Here is a 23,473-nt window from a genome sequence, read left to right on the forward strand (position 1 = left end):
ATACGGTAAATTATTAAGATAATACTTACCATACTTAAACAGACTTTCACTTTTACAAAGTGAAAACGCGTAATAAATTTTTTTATAGGCGGATAGTCAGTAGAAAATGCAGGATGTTACCGGGACCGATAAGAAAAAAGCCACGGTCACAGACGGTGGCTTGAGGGGGATGAAACAGCAGATTCTGCAGGAATCTGCTGATTTAACCTTACTTAATCATACGCTTGTACTTGATACGCTTTGGCTCCAGCGCGTCTGCGCCCAGCGTACGTTTCTTGTACTCTTCGTATTCGGTGAAGTTACCTTCGAAGAACTCGATCTTGCCTTCATCCTGGTAATCCAGAATGTGGGTGGCGATACGGTCCAGGAACCAGCGGTCGTGCGAGATAACCATCGCACAGCCCGGGAACTCCAGCAGGGCGTTTTCCAGCGCGCGCAGGGTTTCAATATCCAGGTCGTTGGTCGGTTCATCGAGCAGCAGCATGTTACCGCCAACCTGCAGCAGTTTCGCCAGGTGCAGACGACCGCGCTCACCGCCGGACAGCTCGCCCACGCGTTTGCCCTGATCGACGCCTTTAAAGTTAAAGCGGCCCACGTAGGCGCGGCTTGGCATCTCGGTGTTACCGATGCGCATAATATCCTGGCCGCCGGACACTTCTTCCCATACGGTTTTAGAGTTGTCCATGCTGTCGCGGAACTGATCGACCGAGGCCAGCTTCACGGTTTCACCCAGCACGATTTCACCGGAATCAGGCTGTTCCTGGCCGGACATCATGCGGAACAGCGTGGATTTACCCGCGCCGTTCGGGCCGATGATGCCGACGATGGCGCCCTTCGGTACGGAGAAGCTCAGGTCGTCAATCAGCAGGCGGTCGCCGTAGGATTTACGCAGGTTGCTGACTTCCAGCACTTTGTCACCCAGACGGGCTCCAGGTGGAATAAACAGCTCGTTGGTTTCGTTACGCTTCTGGTATTCGGTGTTGTTCAGCTCTTCGAAGCGAGCCAGACGTGCCTTACCTTTTGACTGCTGGCCTTTGGCGCCTTTACGCACCCACTCCAGCTCTTTCTCAATCGACTTACGGCGTGCGGCTTCGCTTGAGGCTTCCTGCGCCAGACGCGCGTCTTTCTGCTCCAGCCATGAGGAGTAGTTGCCTTCCCATGGAATACCCTCGCCGCGGTCCAGCTCCAGGATCCAGCCCGCCACGTTATCCAGGAAGTAACGGTCGTGGGTAATCGCCACAACGGTGCCTTCGAAGTCGTGCAGGAAGCGTTCCAGCCAGGCCACGGATTCGGCGTCCAGGTGGTTCGTCGGCTCGTCCAGCAGCAGCATGTCTGGTTTTTCCAGCAGCAGGCGGCACAGCGCTACGCGGCGGCGTTCACCACCGGACAGATTAGCAATTTTCGCATCCCAGTCCGGCAGGCGCAGCGCGTCGGCGGCACGTTCCAGCTGAGTGTTGAGGTTATGGCCGTCGTGCGCCTGGATAATCTCTTCAAACTTGCCCTGCTGTGCGGCCAGTTTGTCGAAGTCTGCATCCGGCTCTGCGTACTTAGCGTACACCTCGTCCAGACCTTTCAGCGCGCTAACCACTTCAGCAACGGCTTCTTCCACCGATTCGCGCACGGTGTGTTCCAGGTTCAGCTGCGGTTCCTGCGGCAGATAGCCGATCTTGATACCCGGCTGCGGACGCGCTTCGCCTTCGATGTCTTTATCGATGCCGGCCATGATGCGCAGCAGGGTGGATTTACCCGAGCCGTTCAGGCCGAGCACGCCGATTTTGGCACCCGGGAAGAAGCTGAGTGAGATGTTCTTTAGAATATGACGCTTCGGCGGCACGACTTTGCCGACGCGATGCATGCTATAGACGAATTGAGCCACGTAGATTGAGCCTCTTATGGTCTGAGTTATTAGCAGGGCGCACTGTTGCCCTTTCAAACCACGGAGTTTAGCTGTTTTCCCCGCTTAATCACAGCCACCAGGCAGCGGATTATCCCGATATCACCCCAACAACTGGATATCTGTTTGATTTCTCACCATGTAACGCTATGCTAATTTTTTTACCTTATAAATTATGGAGATATCGATGAGAGTCCTGATCGCAGCGCAGGAAAATGCCTGGGGCGGCATGATCCAGCAGCTTCGTGAGACGCTGCCCGACGTTGAGTTTGTCGCTTGTGCCGAGCAGGCCGGGAAGAGTCTGGCCGGGTTTGACGCGCTGATCCCGACCATGACCCAGGTGAGCGAGCCGCTGCTGCGCACCGCCGATCGGCTGAAGCTAATCCAGCAGTCGGGTGCCGGGCTGGAGCGGGTGGATATCGCCGCCGCCCGCGCTCGCGGCATTACGGTCGCCAACGTGCCGACCGATATCTCCGGCAATGCGGACTCGGTCGCCGAGCTGGCTATCTGGATGATGCTGGGTCTGGCGCGTAAAGCCAGCGAAGTGCCGCAGATGCTGGCGGATCGTCGGCTCGGTCAGCCGATTGGCCTTGGCCTGAAGGGGAAAACCGTGGGCCTGGTGGGCCTCGGGGGCATCGGCAAGGCACTGGCGCAGCGGCTGGCGGCGTTTGATATGCGGGTAACCGGGGTCAGGCGCAGCGTGGACGCGGAGTTTGCCCGCCGCCATCGGCTGGACTGGCTGGGCACCATGGCGCAGCTCCCGCAGCTGCTGGCCGAGTCTGATTTTGTGGTGCTGAGCCTGCCGGATAATCCGGAAACGCACCATATTATCGACGAGCCCGCGCTGGCGATGATGAAGCCCGGCAGCTTCCTGATTAACGTGGGCCGGGGTGGATTGATAGAGAAGGGTGCACTGCTGGCGGCGCTGGATAGCGGTCAGCTGGCCGGAGCCGGGCTGGACGTGTTCTGGCAGGAGCCGCCGGACCCGCAGGACGGACTGTTCGGCCACAACGTGATCGCCACGCCGCATATCGGCGGCGTAACCGATATTTCCATCCGTGGGATCGTGGCCGGCGTGTGTGAAAATCTGCGCCGCCTGCGCGACGGCGAGGCGATCCTTAACGATCGATCTTAAATCCTGACGGGCTGTCGGTTGCCGGGAGGGACGCCAGCTTTACGGGCAGATCACCGGGATCCCGAGATCCTGCGCCGGAGGCGCGTCGCTAATCAGGCTGTCGAAGGCGCTGAGATCGGCAATCCGTGCCGGCAGCACTTTGCCAAATTTACTGCTGTCGGCCACCAGCAGCCGCTGGCGCGCACGCTGAAGCGCCAGCAGTTTCACCGGCAGCTCGTTCAGGTTGTAGCAGCTGGCGCCCTGATGGATATCCACGCCCGCTGCGGAAATAAAGGCTTTATCCGGGCAGAGATTATCCATCACCGACAGCTGGCCCAGCGGGGTAAACATCGCGTTATCGGGGTGGAATTCACCACCGCAGAGGATCACCCGGCAGGCCGGTTTTTCCTTGAGCGCCAGGAAGGTGTTCACCGCGCAGCAGACGGCGGTAAACGGCAGATCGTTATCGATGGCGTCGATAATCCACGGAATGGTGGTGCCGCAGTCGAAATAGATCGTCTCATCAGGCTTAATCAGCGCCGCTGCCCGCACGCCGAGTAACCGCTTTTGTTCCACGTGCTGGCTCATCTGATCGGAAACAAAGTAGTGGCTCTGATTGCGGATCGGATCGGCAACGATATAGCCCCCGAGCAGCACCACGGCACCCGGGCCTTCATTGAGGTCGCGGCGAATGGTCATCTCAGAGACGCCCAGCAGCTGAGCCGCCTCTTTCAGATGGATTTTATCGGTGCGCTTCAGCGCCTGGGCCAGCTTGTTTATGCGCTCGTCGCGCCGGGTTTCCATGATGGTTCTTCCAATGTGGCGAATGACGATAAAGGTCAACATTAACCGGGCCATTTCAGACATTTTGGAGTGTACCTTCAATAGGATAGCGCCGCAAATTCCGCGCAAACCTGCCGGAAAACCGATCCTGGCCGCACGCAGGCGCGGCCAGGGCGGGTATCAGATCGCCACCAGCCCCCGCACCCCGTCGGCTTCCATATCCTCACCGCGGCCGCGCTGGATGATTTCTCCGCGAGACATCACCAGGTAGCTGTCGGCCAGCTCCGCGGCAAAGTCGTAGAACTGTTCCACCAGCAGGATCGCCATATCGCCGCGTTTCGCCAGCCCGGCTATCACCGCGCCGATCTCTTTGATCACCGAAGGCTGGATCCCCTCCGTTGGCTCGTCCAGGATCAACAGCTGTGGCCTGCAGGCCAGCGCCCGCCCGATCGCCAGCTGCTGCTGCTGGCCGCCGGACAGATCCCCGCCGCGCCGCTGCCGCATTTCCAGCAGCACCGGGAACAGCTGCCAGATCTCCTCCGGCACTTTGGCGGCCTGCGCACCGGAAAAGCGCGCCAGCCCCATCAGCAGGTTCTCTTCCACGGTCAGGCGGGGGAAAATCTCGCGGCCCTGCGGCACGTAGGCGATCCCGGCCTGCACCCGCTGGTGCGGTTTGCGGCCGTTGATGACTTTATCCTGCCAGCTGATGGTGCCGGATTTCGCCGGGATCAGCCCCATCAGGCACTTCAGCAGGGTGGTTTTCCCCACCCCGTTGCGGCCCAGCAGGCAGGTGACCTCGCCGGGGCGAGCCTCAAACGACAGCCCGCGCAGAATGTGGCTGCCGCCGTAGTACTGATTCAGTTCCGATACGTTTAACATGTCAGCGCCCCAGATAGACTTCAATAACCTGCTCGTTGGCCTGTACCTGGCGCAGCGATCCCTCCGCCAATACCTGGCCCTGATGCAGCACCGTCACGTGGTCGGCAATGGTTTCCACAAAGCCCATATCGTGCTCCACCACCATCAGCGAGTGCTTCCCGGCGAGGCCGCGAAACAGCTCGGCGGTGTACTCGGTTTCCGCATCGGTCATCCCGGCGGCCGGTTCGTCCAGCAGCAGCAGATGCGGGTCCTGGACCAGCAGCATGCCGATCTCCAGGAACTGTTTCTGCCCGTGGGAGAGCAGCCCGGCGGTGCGCTGGCGGCTGCCGCCGAGGCGCAGCAGCGTAAGGACCTCATCAATCCGATCCTGCTGCTCGCCGCTGAGCGTTGCCCGCAGGCAGGCCCAGACGGATTTATCGGTTTTCAGCGCGATTTCCAGATTTTCAAACACCGTCAGCGCTTCAAACACCGTCGGCTTCTGGAACTTGCGGCCAATGCCGACGCGGGCGATTTCCGGCGGCGACAGCGTGGTGAGGTCGGTATCCTGGTCGTAGATCACCCGGCCATTGTCCGGGCGGGTTTTCCCGGTGATCACATCCATCAGCGTGGTCTTTCCCGCACCGTTGGGGCCGATGATGCAGCGGAGTTCGCCCACGCCAATCTGCAATGACAGATCGGTCAGCGCCCGGAAGCCGTCGAAGGAAACGTTAATCTTCTCCAGCTGCAGGACCGGATCGGTTTGTCTGCGGTGGCGGTCTGACGGGTGGGGCTGGGTAAACAGTTGTTCAGTCATGCTTCCTCCTGCGCAGCAGGCCAATCACGCCACGCGGCAGGAACAGCGTAACGAGGATAAACATCAGGCCGAGGAAAAACAGCCAGAATTCGGGGAAGGCGACGGTGAACCAGCTTTTCGCGCCGTTAACGATCGCCGCACCCAGCATCGGGCCAATCAGCGTGCCGCGCCCGCCCAGGGCGACCCAGATAGCGGCCTCAATGGAGTTGGTGGGCGACATTTCGCCGGGGTTGATAATGCCGACCTGCGGCACGTAAAGCGCGCCGGCCAGCCCGCACAGCACCGCCGACAGCGTCCAGACAAACAGCTTAAAGCCGCGCGGATCGTAGCCGCAGAACATCAGCCGGTTTTCCGCATCGCGCACCGCGGTCAGCACGCGGCCAAACTTGCTGCGGGCCAGCGCAAAGCCGATGCCGAGGCTGATAACCAGCAGCAGCACGGTGGCGACAAACAGGCCGATGCGCGTGCCGGTGGTGGTAATCGGGAAGCCGAGCAGGGTGGTAAAACCGGTGAAGCCGTTGTTGCCGCCAAAGCCGGTTTCATTGCGGAAAAACAGCAGCATCCCGGCATAGGTCAGCGCCTGGGTCATGATCGAAAAGTAGACCCCCTTAATCTTCGAGCGGAAGGCAAACCAGCCGAATACCAGCGCCAGCACGCCCGGCACCAGCACGATCAGGCACAGCGCCCAGGCGAAGTGCTGCGTTCCGGCCCAGAACCACGGCAGCTCGCTCCACGACAGGAACGACATAAAAGCGGGCAGGCCATCACCGGCGGCCTGGCGCATCAGATACATGCCCATCGCATAGCCACCCAGCGCGAAGAACAGGCCGTGACCCAGGGAGAGCAGTCCGGCGTAGCCCCAGACCAGATCCAGCGCTACGGCCACAATGGCGTAGCAGAGAATTTTGCCGACCAGCGTCAGCGTATAGGTCGACAGCGCCAGCGGGTTATCCTGCGGCAGCAGCGCGAGGAACGGCAGCACCAGCAGAGCCAGCAGAAGCACCGCCCCCAGCCCGAGGGTCAGACGCGGCGCTTTCTGCGCCACGGTTAGCGTCATGGGTTGCGTCATCAGTCAATCACCCTTCCTTTAAAGGCGAACAGCCCCTGCGGCCGCTTCTGGATAAACAGCACGATCAGCACGAGGATCAGGATTTTGCCGAGCACGGCCCCAATCTGCGGTTCCAGCACCTTATTGAGAATACCGAGGCCGAGCGCGGCCACCACCGTGCCGGCCAGCTGGCCAACGCCGCCGGTCACCACCACCAGGAAGGAGTCGATAATATAGCCCTGGCCCAGCTCCGGCCCGACGTTGCCCAGCTGTGAGAGCGCCACGCCGCCCAGCCCGGCAATGCCGGAACCGAGGCCGAAGGCCAGCATATCCACGCGCCCGGTAGGCACCCCGCAGCAGTCGGCCATCGCGCGGTTCTGCGTCACCGCCCGCACGTTCATCCCCAGGCGGGTTTTATTCAGTAGCAGCCAGGTCAGCACCAGCACGCCGACCACAAACACCATCACCGCCAGGCGGTTGTACGGCAGGACGAGGTTCGGCAGCACCTGCAAGCCGCCGGAGAGCCAGGCGGGGTTAGCGACTTCCAGGTTCTGGGTGCCAAAGACCACGCGGACTAGCTGGATCAGCATCAGGCTGATGCCCCAGGTGGCCAGCAGCGTCTCCAGCGGGCGGCCATAAAGATGGCGAATGATGGTGCGTTCCAGCGCCATGCCGATGGCGGCGGTGATAAAGAAGGCCACCGGCAGCGCCAGCAGCGGATAAAACGCCAGCCACTCCGGAGCAAAGCGCTGAAACAGGTTCTGCACCATCCAGGTGGCATAGGCACCCAGCATCAGCATCTCGCCGTGGGCCATGTTAATCACCCCCAGCAGGCCATAGGTGATAGCCAGCCCGAGCGCCGCCAGCAGCAGCACGGAGCCCAGCGACAGGCCGGTAAACGCCTGGCCGAGCACTTCACCCAGCATCAGGCGATGGCGGATCTGCTTCAGGCTGTCGGCGGCGGCGGCGCGCACGCTGGCGTCGGCTTCATTCTGCGGAGACAGCAGACGTTCCAGGCTGGCCTGGGTCTGCGGATCGCTGGTTTCACCCAGCACTCTGACCGCCTGCAGGCGCACCTGCGGGTTGCCGTCGGTCAGCTGCAGCCCGGCAACGGCCTGGGCTAATACCGCATGGACGCGGCTGTCCTGTTCTGCCGCCAGCCGCCGGTTTAGCAGCGGCAGCTGATCCGGCTGGGCATCGTTTTGCAACGCACGTGCCGCCTTCAGGCGCGTGGCGGCCAGCGGGCTGACCAGCTGATGAGCAGCCAGCGCGGTGGCGATCATCGTGCGCAGTCGGTTATTCATAAACAGCTTTTTGGTGGCGCCCACCGGCGCGGCGCTGCCTTCCAGCGGGGTCAGCCGATCGTTAAGCTGGCTGAACGGCCGTTTGTTTTCGTCCAGCACCACGGTTTCATTATGCAGGGCCTGCAGCAGCGGCAGGCGGGCAGGGTCCGGCGCGGCGGCCCACTGCTGGAGGATCTTCAGCTGATCGCTGCGGCCGGCGGCGGAAAAGTCCGCTGCCGGTCCGGCCACGGCGAGGCATGGCAGGCTGAACAGCAGTATTAGCAGCAATCGCATCATAGTGTGCTCTCTCGCTTATCTCGGGTGCGATGAATTTCAGCGGGCCAGGCAGCGCCTGGCCCTTCGGAACGGGACTATCAGTTAGTGGTTTTTACCGGGTGGTCGGGCTTTTTGTCGTTACCGGCGATGTACGGGCTCCACGGCTGGGCGCGTACCGGTTTATCGGTCTGCCACACCACGTTGAACTGGCCGTTATCTTCGATTTCGCCAATCATCACCGGTTTGTGCAGGTGGTGGTTGGTCTGATCCATGGTCAGGGTGAAGCCGTCCGGCGCGGCAAAGGTCTGCCCGGCCATCGCGGCACGGACTTTATCCACGTCGGTGGTGCCCGCTTTCTCGACGGCCTGCGCCCACATATGGATGCCGACATAGGTTGCTTCCATCGGGTCGTTGGTCACGACGGTATCGGCGTTCGGCAGCTTGTGCGCTTTGGCATAGGCTTTGTAATCCGCTACGAATTTCGCGTTAGCCGGGTTATCCACCGATTCGAAGTAGTTCCACGCGGCCAGGTTGCCGACCAGCGGTTTGGTATCAATCCCGCGCAGCTCTTCTTCCCCTACCGAGAAGGCCACGACCGGCACATCGGTCGCTTTAATGCCCTGGTTAGCGAGTTCTTTATAGAACGGGACGTTAGAGTCGCCGTTGATAGTGGAAACCACCGCCGTCTTGCCACCGGCAGAGAATTTTTTGATGTTGGAAACGATGGTCTGGTAGTCGCTGTAGCCAAACGGCGTGTAGACCTCTTCGATATCGCTGTCCTTCACGCCCTTAGAGTGCAGGAAAGCGCGCAGGATCTTGTTGGTGGTGCGCGGATAAACGTAGTCGGTACCCAGCAGGAAGAAGCGTTTTGCCGAACCGCCGTCCTCGCTCATCAGATACTCGACCGCCGGGATCGCCTGCTGGTTTGGCGCGGCGCCGGTGTAGAACACGTTCGGCGACATCTCTTCGCCTTCATACTGCACCGGGTAGAACAGCAGGCCGTTCAGCTCTTCAAACACCGGCAGAACGGACTTGCGTGATACCGACGTCCAGCAGCCAAACACCACCGCGGCTTTATCCTGGGTTAACAGCTGGCGGGCTTTTTCGGCAAACAGCGGCCAGTTAGAGGCGGGGTCGACCACCACCGGCTCCAGCTTTTTACCCAGCACGCCGCCTTTGGCGTTGATCTCATCAATGGTCATCAGCGCCACGTCCTTCAGCGGCGTTTCGGAAATCGCCATAGTGCCGGAGAGCGAGTGCATAATGCCGACTTTAATGGTGTCGGCCGCCTGAGCGTTCCAGGATAATCCCATGCCAATAACGGTGGCAGAAAGTGCAAAGGCCTTGAGCAATGAACGTCTTTTCATCAGTAATCCCCTGAAATTATTTAAAAGATTATGTGGGTGAAACCGTGTGTAGCCTCGCCTGCTGGAGCATATGCAATGTGATTTTTCTGACCTCTGCCCTACTGACGGCAATATGGTCGGTCAGAATTTTCTGAGCCTCCTCGCTTTGCTGGTGTAGTACCGCGTTTAAGATCTGCGCGTGTTCGTTGTAGGTGGCATCAACACGATCCTCGCGGGTGAAGTCGAGGCGGCGGATGATGCGGATTTTTTCGGTTAACTCACTGTGGATCCGGGCCATCTCTTCATTGCCTGCGGCGGAAACCAGCGCCATATGGAAGGCTTCGTCATGCAGGGAAACGGCGATAAAGTCGGCCAGGCGCGGTTCATCGATCCAGAAGCGCGTCAGTCGGTCGAGCAGCTCGCTGCACTGCCGTGCGGGCAGGCGGCACAGCCGTTTCACCGCCTCGCACTCCAGCACCGTGCGCAGGTCGTACAGCTCTTCGAAGTACGCAAAATCAAACTGGCGCACCTGCCAGCCGAGGCGGTTCCACACTTCGACATAGCCCTCACGCTCCAGGCGAAACAGTGCCTGACGCACCGGGGTGCGGCTCACCGCCATGCGTGCGGCGATCTCGCTTTCGCTGAAGCGGTCACCCGGCATCAGACGAAAGTCGAAAATGTCATTCTTCAGCGCGTGATAGACGCGATCGGCCAGCACCTCCGGCCGATCTTTGCTGTTTTTCTGCGACGATCCCTGCATATTCAGATCCCTATTCCAGCCACAGCAGCGCATCGCCCGGACTGACCGGACGGCCTGACTGACAGGCAATACGTTTTACCCGACCGGCCTGCGGCGCGTTGATGGCCAGTTCCATTTTCATCGCCTCCACGACGATCAGCGACTGCCCGGCCTCCACGACGTCACCTTCCTGCACCAGAATCTTCCAGATATTGCCGTTCATATCGGCGCTGACCTGCAGGGCGCTGTCGTCCTCTTCCGGCGGCAGCAGGTTCTCGCTGCTGCTGAGCGGCGCGCCTTCCTCTTCCTGTGCCCACAGCGCGACTTCGGCCTCAAAGGCGCTGGCCTGGCGGGTGCGGAAGGCGGCGATTGACCCGGCGTTATCGGCGAGGAAACGGGTGTGTTCGGCAAAGTCGAATTCGGTGTGCTCAATACGCACGCTGGCGCGGCCTTCACGGAAATCGTCACGCAGCACGTCCAGTTCGGCCTCGCTGACCGGATAGAAGCGCACCTGGTCAAAGAAGTGCAGCAGCCAGGGTTCATTCGCGGCAAACTGCGGGTTTTTGAGGAATTTGTTCCAGATAGGCAGCGTGCGGCCCACCAGCTGATAGCCGCCGGGGGAGTCCATGCCGTAGATGCACATATACATGCCGCCGATGCCGACGGTGCCTTCGGCGGTGAAGGTTCGCGCCGGGTTGTATTTCGAACTCAGCAGGCGGTGGCGCGGGTCAATCGGCACCGCGCAGGGTGCGCCGAGATAAACGTCGCCCAGGCCGAGGATCAGGTAGCTGGCGTCAAAGATGGTGTCTTTCACTTCGTCGCGGCTGCCGAGGCCGTTAATGCGCTGGATAAAGTCGACGTTGTTCGGCAGCCACGGCGCGCTGGCGCGCACGGTTTCCTGATAGCGTTCCACCGCGCCCAGCGTGGCGCTGTCTTCAAAGGCCATCGGCAGATGGACGATGCGCGACGGGACTTTCATCCGGCTGACGTCGCCGAGGTTTTTCTCCAGCTCCTGCAGCAGCGTCATCAGCTGTTTCTGGCTAAGAATGCGGCTGTCGTAGCGGATTTGCAGCGAGCGGACGCCGGGCGACAGCTCTTCGACGCCGGGCTGGCCGTACTCGCGCAGCGCGGTCATCAGCAGATGGATACGCAGGCGCAGCGCCAGGTCCAGCACGTTATCGCCGTATTCCAGCAGGATGTAGTTGTCGCCGGCCTGACGCCAGACCACGGTTGGCGTGGTGGCGGTGGCTTTTAGCGAGGCGAGAATGGTGGCGGAGCCGTGGACGGTTTCCGCCAGCGACGGCACATCAAAGCCCGGCAGATGCAGCGCGCTCAGGTTTTCCACGCTGCGGGCCTGCGCCAGCTCCAGCGCATGCGCTTCTTCCGCGCTAATCGGATGGAAGCGCAGGCGATCGCCCGGTTTCACCTGGCCGACTTTCCACAGCTCGGCTTTGGCGATGGTCACCGGGCAGACGAAGCCGCCGAGGCTCGGCCCGTCGCGGGTGAGGATCACCGGGAAGTCGCCGGTAAAGTTGATCGCGCCGATGGCGTATTCGCAGTCGTGAACGTTGGAGGGATGCAGCCCGGCTTCACCGCCGTTGGCCCGCGCCCAGCCGGGTTTCGGTCCGACCAGGCGAACGCCAAGCCGGTTAGAGTTGTAGTGGACGTGCCAGTCGCTGGCAAAGAATTCATCAATGGACTGCTGGGTAAAGAAGTCGGGTGCGCCGTGCGGCCCGTAGAGCACGCCGATGCGCCACTCATCGCCGTAGACCGGCTGCGCGGCCGCAGGCAGCGCACGAGGCTCGCTGACCGGGGCCGGTGTGGTGCAGGCTTCCAGCGCGGGCTGCGAAATAGCCAGCATATCGGCCACGCGCAGGGTGCGACCGGCGTGGCCGCCAAACTGGCCGAGGGCAAAGGTCGAGCGGCTGCCGAGGTATTCCGGCACGTCGAAACCGTTACGCACCGCCAGGTAGGTACGGCAGCCCTGCTGCGCGCGGCCCAGCGTCAGCGTCTGTCCCGCTTTCACCGCCAGCGGCTGCCAGTAAGCGACCTCTTCATCGTCCAGAAGGGCCGGGCAGCGTGCTCCGGTCAGGGCGATCAGCGCATCGCTGTGGAAGCGTAAAGTCGGCCCCTGGAGAGTGAATTCCAGCGCGGCGGCTTCTTCCGCGTTGCCGACGATGCGGTTGGCGAGCTGAAAAGCGTAGTCATCCATCGGACCAGAAGGCGGCACGCCGATATCCCAGTAGCCGAGGCGGCCAGGGTAGTCCTGAATGCTGCTCCAGGTGCCCGGCTGAATCACTTCAACGACCGGCGACGCGGCGTTGAAGCTGTCCAGCATGCGCGTCCACACCTGGCCGCTGTGGAAGGCGTCCGTGGCGACGACCTGGCGCAGATAGTCGAGGTTGGTGGCGATGCCGTGCAGCCGGGTCTGATTCAGCGCTGTCTGCATTTTCTTCAGCGCCGCCTCGCGGTTTTCGGCGTGAACGATCAGCTTGGCGATCATCGGATCGTAGAAGGCGGAAACCTCGGTGCCGGTGGCGATCCAGCTGTCCACGCGCACGTCGTCCGGGAAGCTGACTTCGGTCAGTACGCCGGGGCTGGGCTGGAAGTTCTTTAACGGATCTTCCGCGTAGATGCGCACTTCAATGGAGGCGCCCTGCGGGGCCAGAGCCATCCGCGCCCAGTCGGGCTGCTCGCCTGCGGCCACCTGCAGCATGCACTCCACCAGGTCCAGGCCGGTGACGCACTCAGTAACCGGATGCTCCACCTGCAGGCGGGTATTCACTTCCAGAAAGTAGAACTCGTCGCGGGCGGCATCGTAGATATATTCCACGGTGCCGGCGCTGCGGTAGTTCACCAGTTCGCCCAGCTTTACCGCCGATTCCAGCAGCGCGCTGCGCGTGGCGGCGGGCAGGTTCGGTGCCGGGGTTTCTTCCACCACTTTCTGGTTACGGCGCTGGAGTGAGCAGTCGCGTTCGCCCAGGGCCACCACTTTACCGTGGCCGTCGCCGAAGATCTGCACCTCAACGTGGCGGGCGCGATCGATGCAGCGTTCCAGGAACACCCCGGCATCGCTGAAGAACTGCTCGCCGAGGCGGCGAACGCTCTCCCAGGCGCTGCGCAGCGCGGCGTCGTCGGCACAGCGGGTCAGGCCGATGCCGCCGCCGCCTGCGGTGCTTTTCAACATAATCGGGTAGCCAATCCGCTCTGCGGCGGCCAGCGCCTCCTCCAGCGAGGCAAGCAGCGGCGTGCCCGGGGTCATTGGTACGCCCGCGGCGGCGGCCAGTTCACGCGCCCGGTGCTTCAGGCCAAACTCGCCGATTTGATGCGCGGTCGGGCCGATGAAGACGATCCCCGCCTCCTCGCAGGCGGCGGCAAACGGCAGGCTTTCTGACAGAAAGCCGTAGCCCGGCCAGATGGCCTGAGCGCCGGTTTCCACAGCGGCGTTGAGGATCTTGTCAATTTTCAGGTAGCTGTCGCTGGCCTTCTCGCCGCCCAGCGCGACCGCCATATCGGCCTCTCTCACATGCTGAGAATTACGATCCGCGTCCGAGAAAACCGCCACGCTGGTGATACCCAGGCGCTTCAGGGTGCGGATGGCGCGGCAGGCGATTTCGCCGCGGTTGGCGATCAGTACGGTATTAAACATGTGACGTCTCCTGACGGGCCAGCCAGTTGCGCCAGCCACCAAATGCGGTGATTTCAGTTGCCTCGGCCAGCGCCGCCGGTTCGCAGATAAACCCCTTCACCGTGCGGCCATCGGCCAGTTCCAGCGTTCCAATCCCCAGCGGTGCCGGGATTTCCGCGACAAACTCGCCGAAGCGGGCCAGCGGGATATCCCACAGCTCAACGGTGATCGCCGCGCCATTGCTGTCTCTGGCCAGGCCGGGTTTCGCCGGCGTGGTGTTGGCCAGCGCATACAGCCGGTAGCAGGCGGCGGTGGTGGTTTCTTCAACCAGCACCGCATCGCGGCGGGTCAGCTGATGGTTCAGCGGCATACCGGTCAGGTGCGCGCCCACCACGGCAACGCGGACGTGCAGTGGGGAAGCGGGCAGAGGGGCGGCGGTAGCGGGCAGCGGCAGGCCGGTTGCGCCGAGGCTGAGCGCCTGCTGCCGCTGCCAGCGGCGGCCAAACCCCGCCAGTGCGCGGTCGTACCAGGCCGGTGCGATAACGGTGATCCCGGCAGGCAGGCCGTCGGCGCGGAACGGGCCGGGCAGCGCCAGCGCGGACAGGTCGGCAAGGTTGGTAAAGTTGGTGTAGGTGCCGAACTGCGAGTTGTAGCGCACCGGCTCCTGCTTCATCTCTTCGAGTGTGTGAATGGTCGGTGAGGTCGGCACCACCAGCGCATCAAACTGGCTCAGGGTTTGCTGGATCTGACGGGTCAGTTCGGCGCGCAGGTACTCGGCTTTAAAGGTATCCACGGCGGTGTAGCGGTGGCCGCTGTTGACGATGCCGTACACCACCGGATCCATCTCCTCCGGCCGGTTCAGCATGTCGCCGACCGCCACGGTGCGTTCGGCTACCCACGGGCCGTAATAGAGCTGCTCGGCCAGCTGGTGGAACGGGGTGAAATCAATCGGATGCAGCGTGGCGCCCCCGGCGGTCAGTGCTGCCAGCGCGGCCTCCCATGCGGCGGCGGCCTGCGCATCGCCGTAAAATTCCGGGATTGCCGGAATAGCCAGGCGCGGTGTGGTGGAAAGGGCGGCCGGGGCCAGGCCCGGGTCGATGCGGGAATAGGCATCCTGGCTGTCGTAGCCCCCGGCGCAGCTGGCGACGAGGAAGGCATCCTCCACCGTCAGGGCGAAAATCGAAATGGTATCGTTCAGGCGGCAGGCGGGCAGCATGCCGGTCGCCGACAGCCAGCCTTTGGTCGGCTTCAGGCCGACGATGTTGTTAAAGCCGGCGGGTACGCGGCCGGAACCGGCGGTATCGGTCCCGAGGGCAAAACAGACCAGGCCACGGGCGGTTACCGACGCGGAGCCGGAGCTGGACCCGCCGCTGACGTATTCCGGGTTAAAGGTATTGCTGACCGCACCGAACGGCGATCGGGTGCCGACCAGGCCGGTGGCAAACTGGTCGAGGTTGGTTTTGCCTATCACCACGGCACCGGCCGCTTTCAGCTTCGCGACCGCCGTCGCATCGGCCTCGGCCTGGTAGGTAAAGGCCGGGCAGGCGGCGCTGGTCGGCCAGCCGGCGACGTCAATATTGTCTTTAACCGCGAAGGGCACGCCAAACAGCGGCAGCGAAGCGGGGTTCTGCTGCCAGGCCGCCAGCAGCGGTTCAACCTGCGCCCGCAGCTGCGCGGGAGAGGCGAGATAAAGCCAGGCGTTATCCGCGGTGGAAAGCCCGGCGCGCAGCGACTCCAGCGTGGACAGCACCGACTCCGGATGCTGCTGATAATGATGCTGCCAGTCCTGTAACGTAAATCCTGTGGTTAAAGCCATATGTTGAATTCCGTCTGGTATACAAGATGGAATTCAACAGAGCAAAGTGCGTGCCATGTTTTTAATTTGCTGAATTATAGGTTTTTTTATGACTATCGCGTTTTGGCGTGCACAATCAGCGCGCAGCGGCTGAACAAAAATGGGGCGCTGAGGGGATTTCGGTAAATATTTGTTCGTCACGTGGCGCAACCGGCCGTACCTGGTTAGCATGAAGGGGGTCGTTTCAGGTGTTCAGGATTAATAAAGTAAGGTGGGGAAGGTCATGGCGGACAAGTGGCAGTTGTGGACAGTAGCATCCTGTTTGGTGGTGGCAGCAGGCAGCGTGCAGGCAGATTCGCTGGATGCGCAGCGCACCCGCTATTTACAGATTAAGCAGGCCTGGGATAGCAAACAGATGGATACCGTGGCGCAGCTGATGCCCACCCTGCAGGACTATCCGCTTTATCCCTATCTGGAGTATCGCCAGCTGACGCAGGATCTGGGCCAGGAAACCGGCCTGGCGGTGAACGCCTTTATCCAGCGCTATCCGACGCTGCCGCCCGTGCGTTCGCTGCCGGCCCGGTTTGTTAATGAGCTGGCGCGCCGCGAAGACTGGCGCGGGCTGCTGGTGTTCAGCCCTCAGGCTCCCAAACCGGTAGCCGCTCGCTGCAACTGGTACTACGCCAAGTGGGCCACCGGAGAGCAGCAGGTCGCCTGGCAGGGCGCAAAAGAGATCTGGCTGACAGGCTCGTCCCTGCCCGCTACCTGCGACAAACTGTTCAGCGTCTGGCAGCAGGCCGGGCAGCAAAACCCGATAACCACCCTTGAACGCATCCGGCTGGCGATGAAAGCGGGCAACGGTAGTCTGGTTAACTATCTGGCAAAGCAGCTGCCGGAGGATTATCAGACCATCGCCAGCGCGGTGATGAATTTGCAAAACGACCCGATGACCGTTCAGACCTTCGCGGCGAGCGTGGGGCCGACGGAATTTACCCGCCAGGCGACGGCGATTGCGTTCGCCAGCGTGGCGCGCAGCGATGCGGAGCAGGCCCGGCAGATGATCCCATCGCTGGCGGTGCAGCAGAAGCTGGACGAGCAGCAGGTGCAGGAGCTGAAAGAGGCGGTAGCCTGGCGGCTGATGGGCAACGACATTACCAGCGAGCAGGGCCGCTGGCGTGATGATGTGGTGATGCGCAGCGATTCAACCTCGCTGATTGAGCGCCGGGTGCGCATGTCGCTGGGTAATAACGACCGCCGCGGCCTGAATACCTGGATTGCCCGCCTGCCGCTGGAGGCGAAGGAAAAAGATGAGTGGCAGTACTGGCAGGCCGACCTGCTGATGGAGCGCGGCCGCAATGACGAAGCCCAGGGCATTCTGCGCAAGCTGATGCAGGAGCGCGGCTTCTATCCGATGGTGGCCGCACAGCGGCTGGGCGTGGAGTATCCGCTGCAGATAGACAAAGCGCCGGCGATTGACGACGCGCTGACCACCGGACCGGAAATAGCCCGCGTGCGCGAACTGATGTACTGGGGCATGGATAATCTGGCGCGCAGCGAATGGAGCTATCTGATCGGCAGCCGTACGGTCAGCCAGCAGCAGATGCTGGCCAGCTATGCGCTGAAGCAGGGCTGGTGGGATCTCAGCGTGCAGGCGACGATTGCCGGTAAGCTGTGGAACAGCCTGCAGGAGCGATTCCCGCTGGCCTGGCAAAGCCAGTTTGAGCGCTACATCGACGGTAAAAGCATTCCGCCAAGCTATGCGATGGCCATTGCGCGCCAGGAGAGCGCCTGGAACCCGAAAGCCCGCTCGCCGGTTGGCGCTTCCGGGCTGATGCAGGTGATGCCCGCAACCGCGCAGCATACGGTGACTAAATTCGGCATCAGCGGCTACAGCAACAGCAGCCAGCTGCTGGATCCGGAAACCAATATTCAAATCGGCACGCAATATCTGGAATCGGTCTATCAGCAGTTCGGTCAGAACCGCATTTTCGCTTCAGCGGCCTACAACGCGGGGCCGGGACGGGTGAGAACCTGGCAGGGTAACAGCGCCGGGCGTCTGGACGCGGTGGCCTTTATCGAAACCATCCCGTTTTCAGAGACGCGCGGCTATGTGAAAAACGTGCTGGCGTATGACGCGTACTATCGTTATTTCCTCAATAAACCGGACAAGCTGTTTGCCGACAGCGAGTGGCAGCAGCGTTATTGATGGACTTTCTGGCCGCAGCGGCTGATGCAGTTGCGGCTTCAAGTATGGCGACGATGATGCTACACTTCTGTACTAGTTAAATAGTATGGCTGCCCATCATGACCGATGATTCTCCCGTTCCGGTATCCGTTGAACCCCCAAATGAAGACTGGCTGCGCTTTGTTGTGCTGATGCAGCGCGCCTATCAGAGCGAACTGCACCTGCCGCTGCTCCAGCTGATGCTGACGCCGGACGAGCGTGAAGCGCTGGGCACCCGGCTGCGAATTGTGGAAGAGCTGATGCGCGGCGAAATGAGCCAGCGAGAGCTGAAAAACGAACTGGGGGCGGGCATTGCCACCATTACGCGCGGGTCGAACAGCCTGAAGAGTGCGCCCCCGGCTCTGAAAGCCTGGCTGGAAGCGCAGCTGTTGAACGGCAGCGATCGGGTTTAAACCGGCCGGCTGTAAACGTCGTTATGGAACGGGCAGAGGGCGAGGATCAGCGCCTGATGGTAAACGCTGGTGCGGGTCAGGTGCCCGGCGGTGAAAGCCCCGATAGCGCCGCCTTTTTGCTTAATGTTATCAATGCCGGTCAGACGGGCCATCTCTTCGCCCAGCTCCCGCCCTTCATGAATGCCTTTCAGCACTATCGCCGGCAGCGTAAAGCTGGCAGAGCGGGATTCACCGCGCAGTTTATGGTTCTCTACCACCATCCAGGCGAAGGCGGTGTCTTCTTCAATACCGGCCTCAATGGCGACCCAGAAGTCGGCTTCAGGTCGGACCTGTCTGGCGTTCATCACTCTCTGGCGTGCGCCAGTTCGCGTTTCTGTATTTGTCATGGGCTGCGCTGCTACGCCACTGTCGACCTCAACACCCTCGATGTGGCAGGATCCTTCTCCGAAAATATCGCTGAAGGCCTGGGTAATTGCCTTAATTTTGGCAGGATTGCTGGTAGCAGCGACAACATGGTACATAATTGTTTGAACCCTTTACGTAAATAATCGCAGTATAACGGAAAAACGTATGTTACAGGTCTATCTTGTTCGCCACGGAGAAACGCTTTGGAATGCCGCTCGTCGCATTCAGGGGCAGTCAGACAGCGCGCTGACTGAAAAGGGAGAATTACAGGCGCATCAGGTGGGAGAGCGCGTCAAAAGCCTCGGAATTACCCATGTGATCGCCAGCGATCTGGGTCGTACCCGCCGTACCGCTGAGATTATTGCCGATGCCTGCGGCTGTGATGTGACCCTCGATCCGCGACTGCGCGAGCTGAATATGGGCGTGCTGGAACAGCGGGCGCTGGATTCCCTTAACCCGGAAGAAGAACGCTGGCGTAAAGCGCTGGTGGACGGCACCGTGGATGGTCGCATTCCGCAGGGGGAATCCATGAAGGAAATGGCGGATCGTATGCATCAGGCTCTGAATGCCTGCCTGGATCTGCCCGCCGGGAGTCGCCCGCTGCTGGTCAGTCACGGCATGGCGCTGGGCGTGCTGCTGAGCACCATTCTTGGCCTGCCTGCGAACGCCGAACGCCGTCTGCGGCTGCGCAACTGCTCGATTTCGCGGATTGAGCACCAGGAAAGCCCGTGGCTGGCATCCGGCTGGGTGGTGGAAACCGCAGGGGATATCACCCACCTTGATGAGCCTGCGCTTGACGAACTGCAGCGCTAAATAAGAAGGGGCCGGTAAGACCGGCCCCTGACTGTTTCCCCGATTATTCCGGCATGCGTCGGATAGGGATCAGATATTCGCAGCGGATCTCCGTCGGCGGTTCAGCCCTCTTTTTACCGCCATGGGTATAAAAGCGCTCAATATCCTGACCGTGGCGGCGCGTCAGCTGCAGCATCGGCATACAGGTGCCGTAAAGCAGCAGAACGAAATCCTGCAGCCCGCTGGTGGAGCCTTCATAGGTGAACTGCACGTAGTCCCCCCCTTCCAGCGTAACCTGCTGTGCCGACTGTAGCTGGCTTGAAGTCCGATCGGGTATGACCGCAGTCGTATACAGAATTTCCTGCTCGTCATCTTTCTCGGTGCTGGGGCGCGACTGGTGCAAACCATACAGCACCGGTGGCACCGTATCCGTCTCGGTCAGAAACTGACGCCAGAAGTGCAGGCGCATTTCATCGCGAAAACGGGAAATTTGTTCCAGCGTGCAGGTATAGCTCTGCGTCTGCCCCAGTAACGCCGTTTCAGGCATGCTGACCCAGGTTGGCTCCGGAAGCTTAAAGTCTCCCAGGCGAATCGGCGGGCGCAGGCCCGATGCATTCCAGTCGGATGAACGGCGATACCAGGCTGGGGTCTGGCTGAATTGCTTTTTGAAAGCCCGGGTGAAGGTTTGTTGCGAATCAAAGCGGTACTGTAAAGCAATGTCCAGAATCGGACGGCTGGTTAGCCGCAGTGCTACCGCTGCTTTCGATAAACGACGCGCACGGATATAAGCGCCGATGGCGTGCTCCGTGACGTCTTTAAACATTCTTTGTAGATGCCATTTTGAATAGCCTGCCTTAGCCGCGACGTTATCTAACGACAGCGGTTGGTCCAGGTGGCTCTCCAGCCAGACAAGCAAATCTCGAATGATACCGGCTTGGTCCATTAAATCGTCCTCAATTCTACTCAGTTCAGTGTTGCAGCAAAAAAGCAAAGTCGGTGGATAGTAGCACTAAATGCAAAGGTTAAGTACGCGGTTATAGTTTTAAGAATGTGCTAAATCAATTGCTCATTGACAGTAGTTCGCGTGAGTAGCTGTGAGCTATGTATGTCACCCGAGATGACTTACAATGTCAGCTATTTTCTTTGAAATGGTAACGTCATGACAATTAAAAAATTGTTAATAGTCACTTCAGTCGCGCTGATTCCATTCTCTTTGCAGGCGGAAGAGGTCGGTTCGGTTGACACGGTTTTCAAATTATTTGGCCCGGATCATAAGATTGTCGTTGAGGCATTTGACGACCCGGACGTGAAGAATGTGACCTGCTACCTGAGCCGGGCGAAAACCGGCGGCATCAAAGGTGGGCTGGGGCTGGCCGAAGATACGTCAGATTCGGCTATTTCCTGCCAGCAGGTGGGTCCGGTGACACTTTCCGAAAAAATTTCCCAGGGCAAATCGAATGGTGAAGTCGTTTTCAGAAAGCGAACGTCGCTGGTGTTTAAAAAATTGCAGGTGGTCCGCTTTTACGACAAAAATCGTAATGCATTAATCTACCTGAGCTACTCCGATAAAGTTGTAGACGGCTCGCCGAAGAATGCACTCAGCGCGGTACCGATTATTCCGTGGGCAGAAAAATAATTTGCGGAACATATTGATTTTGAGATAAAAAAAGGCCGAATTATTCGGCCTTTTTTATATTCAGAACGGCGCTGGTTAATCTTCCAGATCGCCGCAGAAGCGATAACCTTCGCCGTGAATGGTGGCGATGATCTCCGGCGTATCCGGGATTGATTCGAAATGCTTACGGATACGGCGGATGGTAACATCAACCGTGCGATCGTGAGGTTTCAGCTCGCGGCCGGTCATTTTCTTCAGCAGGTCAGCGCGGGTCTGAATTTTTCCCGGATTCTCGCAGAAGTGCAGCATCGCCCGGAACTCACTGCGCGGCAGCTTGTACTGCTCGCCCTGTGGGTTGATCAGCGAGCGGCTGTTGATGTCCAGCTCCCAGCCGTTAAAGCGATAGCTTTCCACCAGTTTCCGCTCTTCGCTCACTGCCGCGAGATTCATGGTGCGCGACAGCAGGTTGCGGGCGCGGATGGTCAGTTCGCGAGGGTTAAACGGCTTGGTAATGTAGTCATCTGCACCGATTTCAAGGCCGAGAATTTTGTCGACCTCGTTGTCGCGCCCGGTCAGGAACATCAGGGCGACGTTAGCCTGTTCACGCAGTTCACGTGCCAGCAACAGGCCGTTTTTACCGGGCAGATTGATGTCCATGATCACCAGATTGACGTCGTTTTCCGTCAGTATCTGGTGCATTTCGGCACCATCCGTAGCTTCATAAACCATGTAGCCTTCGGCTTCAAAAATACTTTTGAGTGTATTACGAGTGACTAATTCGTCTTCAACGATAAGTATGTGCGGGGTCTGCATGTGTTCGCTACCTAAAATTGCCAACAAAACTGGAACAGGACATACCGCCGTTGCGTGGCTGATGTTAAAAATCAGCGGTAAAAGAACAGCAGTACAGAATAAATTTCTTGATACACCTTAGTTACTGTCAACAACATGGTCAGCGTAGCCAAACGGGTGGCGCCTGAATGCCCCGGCAGTGCAAATACGGCATACATCCTAACTGCAACATCGGTAACATAACAGCACTGGCAACAACCATTAAGCAATAAAGTAACGCTTAGTTGACTTATATCAAACCAATTGTAGCACGTTAACAGTTTTGTGAAAAACTCTTCCCAGATTGCCAGCTTAGCTCACAAACAGCGCCAAATGCTAACGATTAAGCGTGGAAGGTTAATCTAACGTTTAGTCTACATTTAACAAATGTTACCCAATTGATAAAACAGATTTTATTTAAGTAACAACTGGTTTTTATTGCTTATTCAACAGAATGCTAGTGTAACATCAGATTCACTGGTTTTAAATTGCTACCGTAGTCCTGTTGGGCAGATGTTAAATATCGCCTTCTGTCATTTACACGGCTGGCATGGCAAAGTACCCGCTCGGGTTTTGTTAATAGTAAAGGCGGTTATGCGTTTCCCTCTTATTCTTGTTTCTCCTGCTCGTCCTGAAAATGTCGGTGCCGCCGCACGCGCGATGAAAACCATGGGATTTAGCGAGTTACGCATCGTCAGCAGCGATGTGCATCTTGATGAGGCCGCCAGGCGGGTTGCCCACGGAGCCACCGAAATCCTCGACAACGCCACGCGTTGGGAATCGCTGGCCGCCGCGTTAGAGGATATCGATTTCAGCATCGCCACCACGGCCCGCAGCCGGGCAAAGTTTCGCTACTACGCCACGCCGCAGCAGGTGCAAACCGTACTGGAAGAAAAGCAGCAGTGGATCGGCAGCGCCGCGCTGGTGTTCGGCCGGGAAGATAGCGGCCTGACCAATGACGAGCTGGAGCTGGTCGATTTGCTGACCGGCATCCCGATGGCCGGGGACTATCCTTCGCTGAATCTGGGCCAGGCGGTGATGGTCTACTGTTACCAGCTGTCGGCGCTGCGCCAGGTCAGTGCCGCTGCAGAACCCGCGGCTGAAGTCCCCCAGCTGGCCGCCCTGCGCCAGCGTGCTCAGCAGCTCTTAGCGAAGCTGGAGGTGGCGGATGATGTCAAGCTGGCGGACTGGCTACAGCAGCGGCTCGGTCTGCTGCAGCAGCGCGATACGGCCATGCTGCATCGTTTACTTCACGATGTGGAAAAAAAGCTGGCAGAGAAAAACGCTGGTTAATGTCGGATTAATGGCGTGATTTACTGCTATCACCCGCAGGGGTAACAGAACAGAATGGCGCCAGGCGTAAATAGTCTTAACTGACGTCGCAGGAGCGATAGGGCACCGGCGATAAAAAAATTGACTTAGTGGGGCAATTGCTTTACTTCTGAAGACCGACAGATTTTACAGACAGACAGACGATAAATCTAAAATGCGTAAAAACAGCCTGATTACCACAATCATTATTACCACCACCATTACCACAGGTAACGGTGCGGGCTGACGCATAAAGAGTAAAATAGAAAAAAGCCCGCACCTGAACAGTGCGGGCTTTTTTTTC

Annotated in this window: 20 protein-coding genes and 1 other annotated feature; of the genes, 7 read left to right on the top strand and 13 right to left on the bottom strand. The window is 59.7% G+C overall.

Annotated elements, in window-relative coordinates:
• Positions 1 to 208: 208 nt before the first annotated feature.
• Positions 209 to 1,876 carry an energy-dependent translational throttle protein EttA gene (ettA, locus tag PGH32_RS18275; protein ID WP_314421593.1) on the bottom strand — a complete coding sequence of 556 codons (1,668 nt, stop codon included), beginning with the start codon at positions 1,874 to 1,876 and terminating at the stop codon, positions 209 to 211.
• 205 nt (positions 1,877 to 2,081) lie between these two features.
• Between ettA and PGH32_RS18280 the strand changes: the two genes are divergently transcribed.
• Positions 2,082 to 3,029, top strand: coding sequence for a 2-hydroxyacid dehydrogenase (locus PGH32_RS18280; RefSeq protein WP_337894775.1), 948 nt, complete (start codon positions 2,082 to 2,084; stop codon positions 3,027 to 3,029).
• Between the two features lie 39 nt (positions 3,030 to 3,068).
• Here PGH32_RS18280 and deoR read toward each other — a convergent pair whose 3' ends face one another.
• From deoR to atzF, 9 genes are all read right to left on the bottom strand, one after another.
• Positions 3,069 to 3,812, bottom strand: coding sequence for a DNA-binding transcriptional repressor DeoR (deoR, locus tag PGH32_RS18285; protein WP_337894873.1), 744 nt, complete (start codon positions 3,810 to 3,812; stop codon positions 3,069 to 3,071).
• A gap of 159 nt (positions 3,813 to 3,971) precedes the next feature.
• Positions 3,972 to 4,670: an urea ABC transporter ATP-binding subunit UrtE gene (gene urtE / locus PGH32_RS18290; protein ID WP_314421589.1), complete on the bottom strand. Its 699-nt coding sequence runs from the start codon at positions 4,668 to 4,670 to the stop codon at positions 3,972 to 3,974.
• Position 4,671: 1 nt separating this feature from the next.
• Positions 4,672 to 5,463 (bottom strand): urea ABC transporter ATP-binding protein UrtD, encoded by a 792-nt coding sequence (gene urtD, locus PGH32_RS18295; RefSeq protein ID WP_337894776.1) that lies wholly within the window; start codon positions 5,461 to 5,463, stop codon positions 4,672 to 4,674.
• Positions 5,456 to 6,532, bottom strand: a complete 1,077-nt coding sequence (gene urtC, locus PGH32_RS18300) for an urea ABC transporter permease subunit UrtC (protein ID WP_123336405.1) — start codon at positions 6,530 to 6,532, stop codon at positions 5,456 to 5,458. The genes urtD and urtC overlap by 8 nt, the downstream gene beginning before the upstream one ends.
• On the bottom strand, positions 6,532 to 8,091 hold the full coding sequence (gene urtB / locus PGH32_RS18305) for an urea ABC transporter permease subunit UrtB (RefSeq protein ID WP_337894777.1): 1,560 nt from the start codon (positions 8,089 to 8,091) through the stop codon (positions 6,532 to 6,534). Before urtB ends, urtC begins: the two co-directional genes overlap by 1 nt.
• 77 nt (positions 8,092 to 8,168) lie before the next feature.
• A complete protein-coding gene (gene urtA, locus PGH32_RS18310; protein ID WP_314421577.1) occupies positions 8,169 to 9,437 on the bottom strand; it encodes an urea ABC transporter substrate-binding protein in 1,269 nt (422 codons plus the stop codon).
• Between the two features lie 28 nt (positions 9,438 to 9,465).
• On the bottom strand, positions 9,466 to 10,176 hold the full coding sequence (locus PGH32_RS18315) for a GntR family transcriptional regulator (RefSeq protein ID WP_314421569.1): 711 nt from the start codon (positions 10,174 to 10,176) through the stop codon (positions 9,466 to 9,468).
• Between the two features lie 10 nt (positions 10,177 to 10,186).
• Positions 10,187 to 13,804: an urea carboxylase gene (gene uca / locus PGH32_RS18320; RefSeq protein WP_337894778.1), complete on the bottom strand. Its 3,618-nt coding sequence runs from the start codon at positions 13,802 to 13,804 to the stop codon at positions 10,187 to 10,189.
• On the bottom strand, positions 13,797 to 15,599 hold the full coding sequence (atzF, locus tag PGH32_RS18325; RefSeq protein ID WP_337894779.1) for an allophanate hydrolase: 1,803 nt from the start codon (positions 15,597 to 15,599) through the stop codon (positions 13,797 to 13,799). The genes uca and atzF overlap by 8 nt, the downstream gene beginning before the upstream one ends.
• A 262-nt stretch (positions 15,600 to 15,861) precedes the next feature.
• Between atzF and sltY the strand changes: the two genes are divergently transcribed.
• A complete protein-coding gene (gene sltY, locus PGH32_RS18330; RefSeq protein WP_337894780.1) occupies positions 15,862 to 17,784 on the top strand; it encodes a murein transglycosylase in 1,923 nt (640 codons plus the stop codon).
• Positions 17,785 to 17,882: 98 nt separating this feature from the next.
• On the top strand, positions 17,883 to 18,215 hold the full coding sequence (gene trpR, locus PGH32_RS18335; RefSeq protein WP_123336420.1) for a trp operon repressor: 333 nt from the start codon (positions 17,883 to 17,885) through the stop codon (positions 18,213 to 18,215).
• Here trpR and yjjX read toward each other — a convergent pair.
• Positions 18,212 to 18,736 carry an inosine/xanthosine triphosphatase gene (gene yjjX, locus PGH32_RS18340; RefSeq protein ID WP_314421555.1) on the bottom strand — a complete coding sequence of 175 codons (525 nt, stop codon included), beginning with the start codon at positions 18,734 to 18,736 and terminating at the stop codon, positions 18,212 to 18,214. The genes trpR and yjjX overlap by 4 nt on opposite strands.
• Positions 18,737 to 18,785: 49 nt before the next feature.
• Between yjjX and gpmB the strand changes: the two genes are divergently transcribed.
• Positions 18,786 to 19,433, top strand: coding sequence for a 2,3-diphosphoglycerate-dependent phosphoglycerate mutase GpmB (gpmB, locus tag PGH32_RS18345; RefSeq protein ID WP_314421553.1), 648 nt, complete (start codon positions 18,786 to 18,788; stop codon positions 19,431 to 19,433).
• Between the two features lie 43 nt (positions 19,434 to 19,476).
• Here the strand turns inward: gpmB and robA are convergent, their stop codons facing one another.
• A complete protein-coding gene (gene robA, locus PGH32_RS18350) occupies positions 19,477 to 20,355 on the bottom strand; it encodes an MDR efflux pump AcrAB transcriptional activator RobA (RefSeq protein ID WP_314421552.1) in 879 nt (292 codons plus the stop codon).
• Positions 20,356 to 20,571: 216 nt separating this feature from the next.
• Here robA and creA point away from each other — a divergent pair, with 216 nt between their 5' ends.
• Entirely contained in the window at positions 20,572 to 21,048 is a 477-nt protein-coding gene (creA, locus tag PGH32_RS18355; RefSeq protein WP_314421550.1) for a protein CreA, read from the top strand.
• Positions 21,049 to 21,123: 75 nt separating this feature from the next.
• Here creA and arcA read toward each other — a convergent pair whose 3' ends face one another.
• The gene (gene arcA / locus PGH32_RS18360) at positions 21,124 to 21,840 is read right to left on the bottom strand and encodes a two-component system response regulator ArcA (protein WP_123336430.1); all 717 of its coding nucleotides are present in this window, start codon (positions 21,838 to 21,840) and stop codon (positions 21,124 to 21,126) included.
• Positions 21,841 to 22,452: 612 nt separating this feature from the next.
• Between arcA and PGH32_RS18365 the strand changes: the two genes are divergently transcribed.
• A complete protein-coding gene (locus PGH32_RS18365) occupies positions 22,453 to 23,151 on the top strand; it encodes a tRNA/rRNA methyltransferase (RefSeq protein WP_337894781.1) in 699 nt (232 codons plus the stop codon).
• 193 nt (positions 23,152 to 23,344) lie between these two features.
• A complete protein-coding gene (gene thrL, locus PGH32_RS18370; protein WP_105594825.1) occupies positions 23,345 to 23,416 on the top strand; it encodes a thr operon leader peptide in 72 nt (23 codons plus the stop codon).
• Positions 23,352 to 23,473 (top strand) — a sequence feature (Thr leader region). Its footprint overlaps the gene before it by 65 nt.

The sequence above is a fragment of the Erwinia sp. SLM-02 genome, from assembly GCF_037450285.1.
Classification (GTDB): Bacteria; Pseudomonadota; Gammaproteobacteria; order Enterobacterales; family Enterobacteriaceae; genus Erwinia.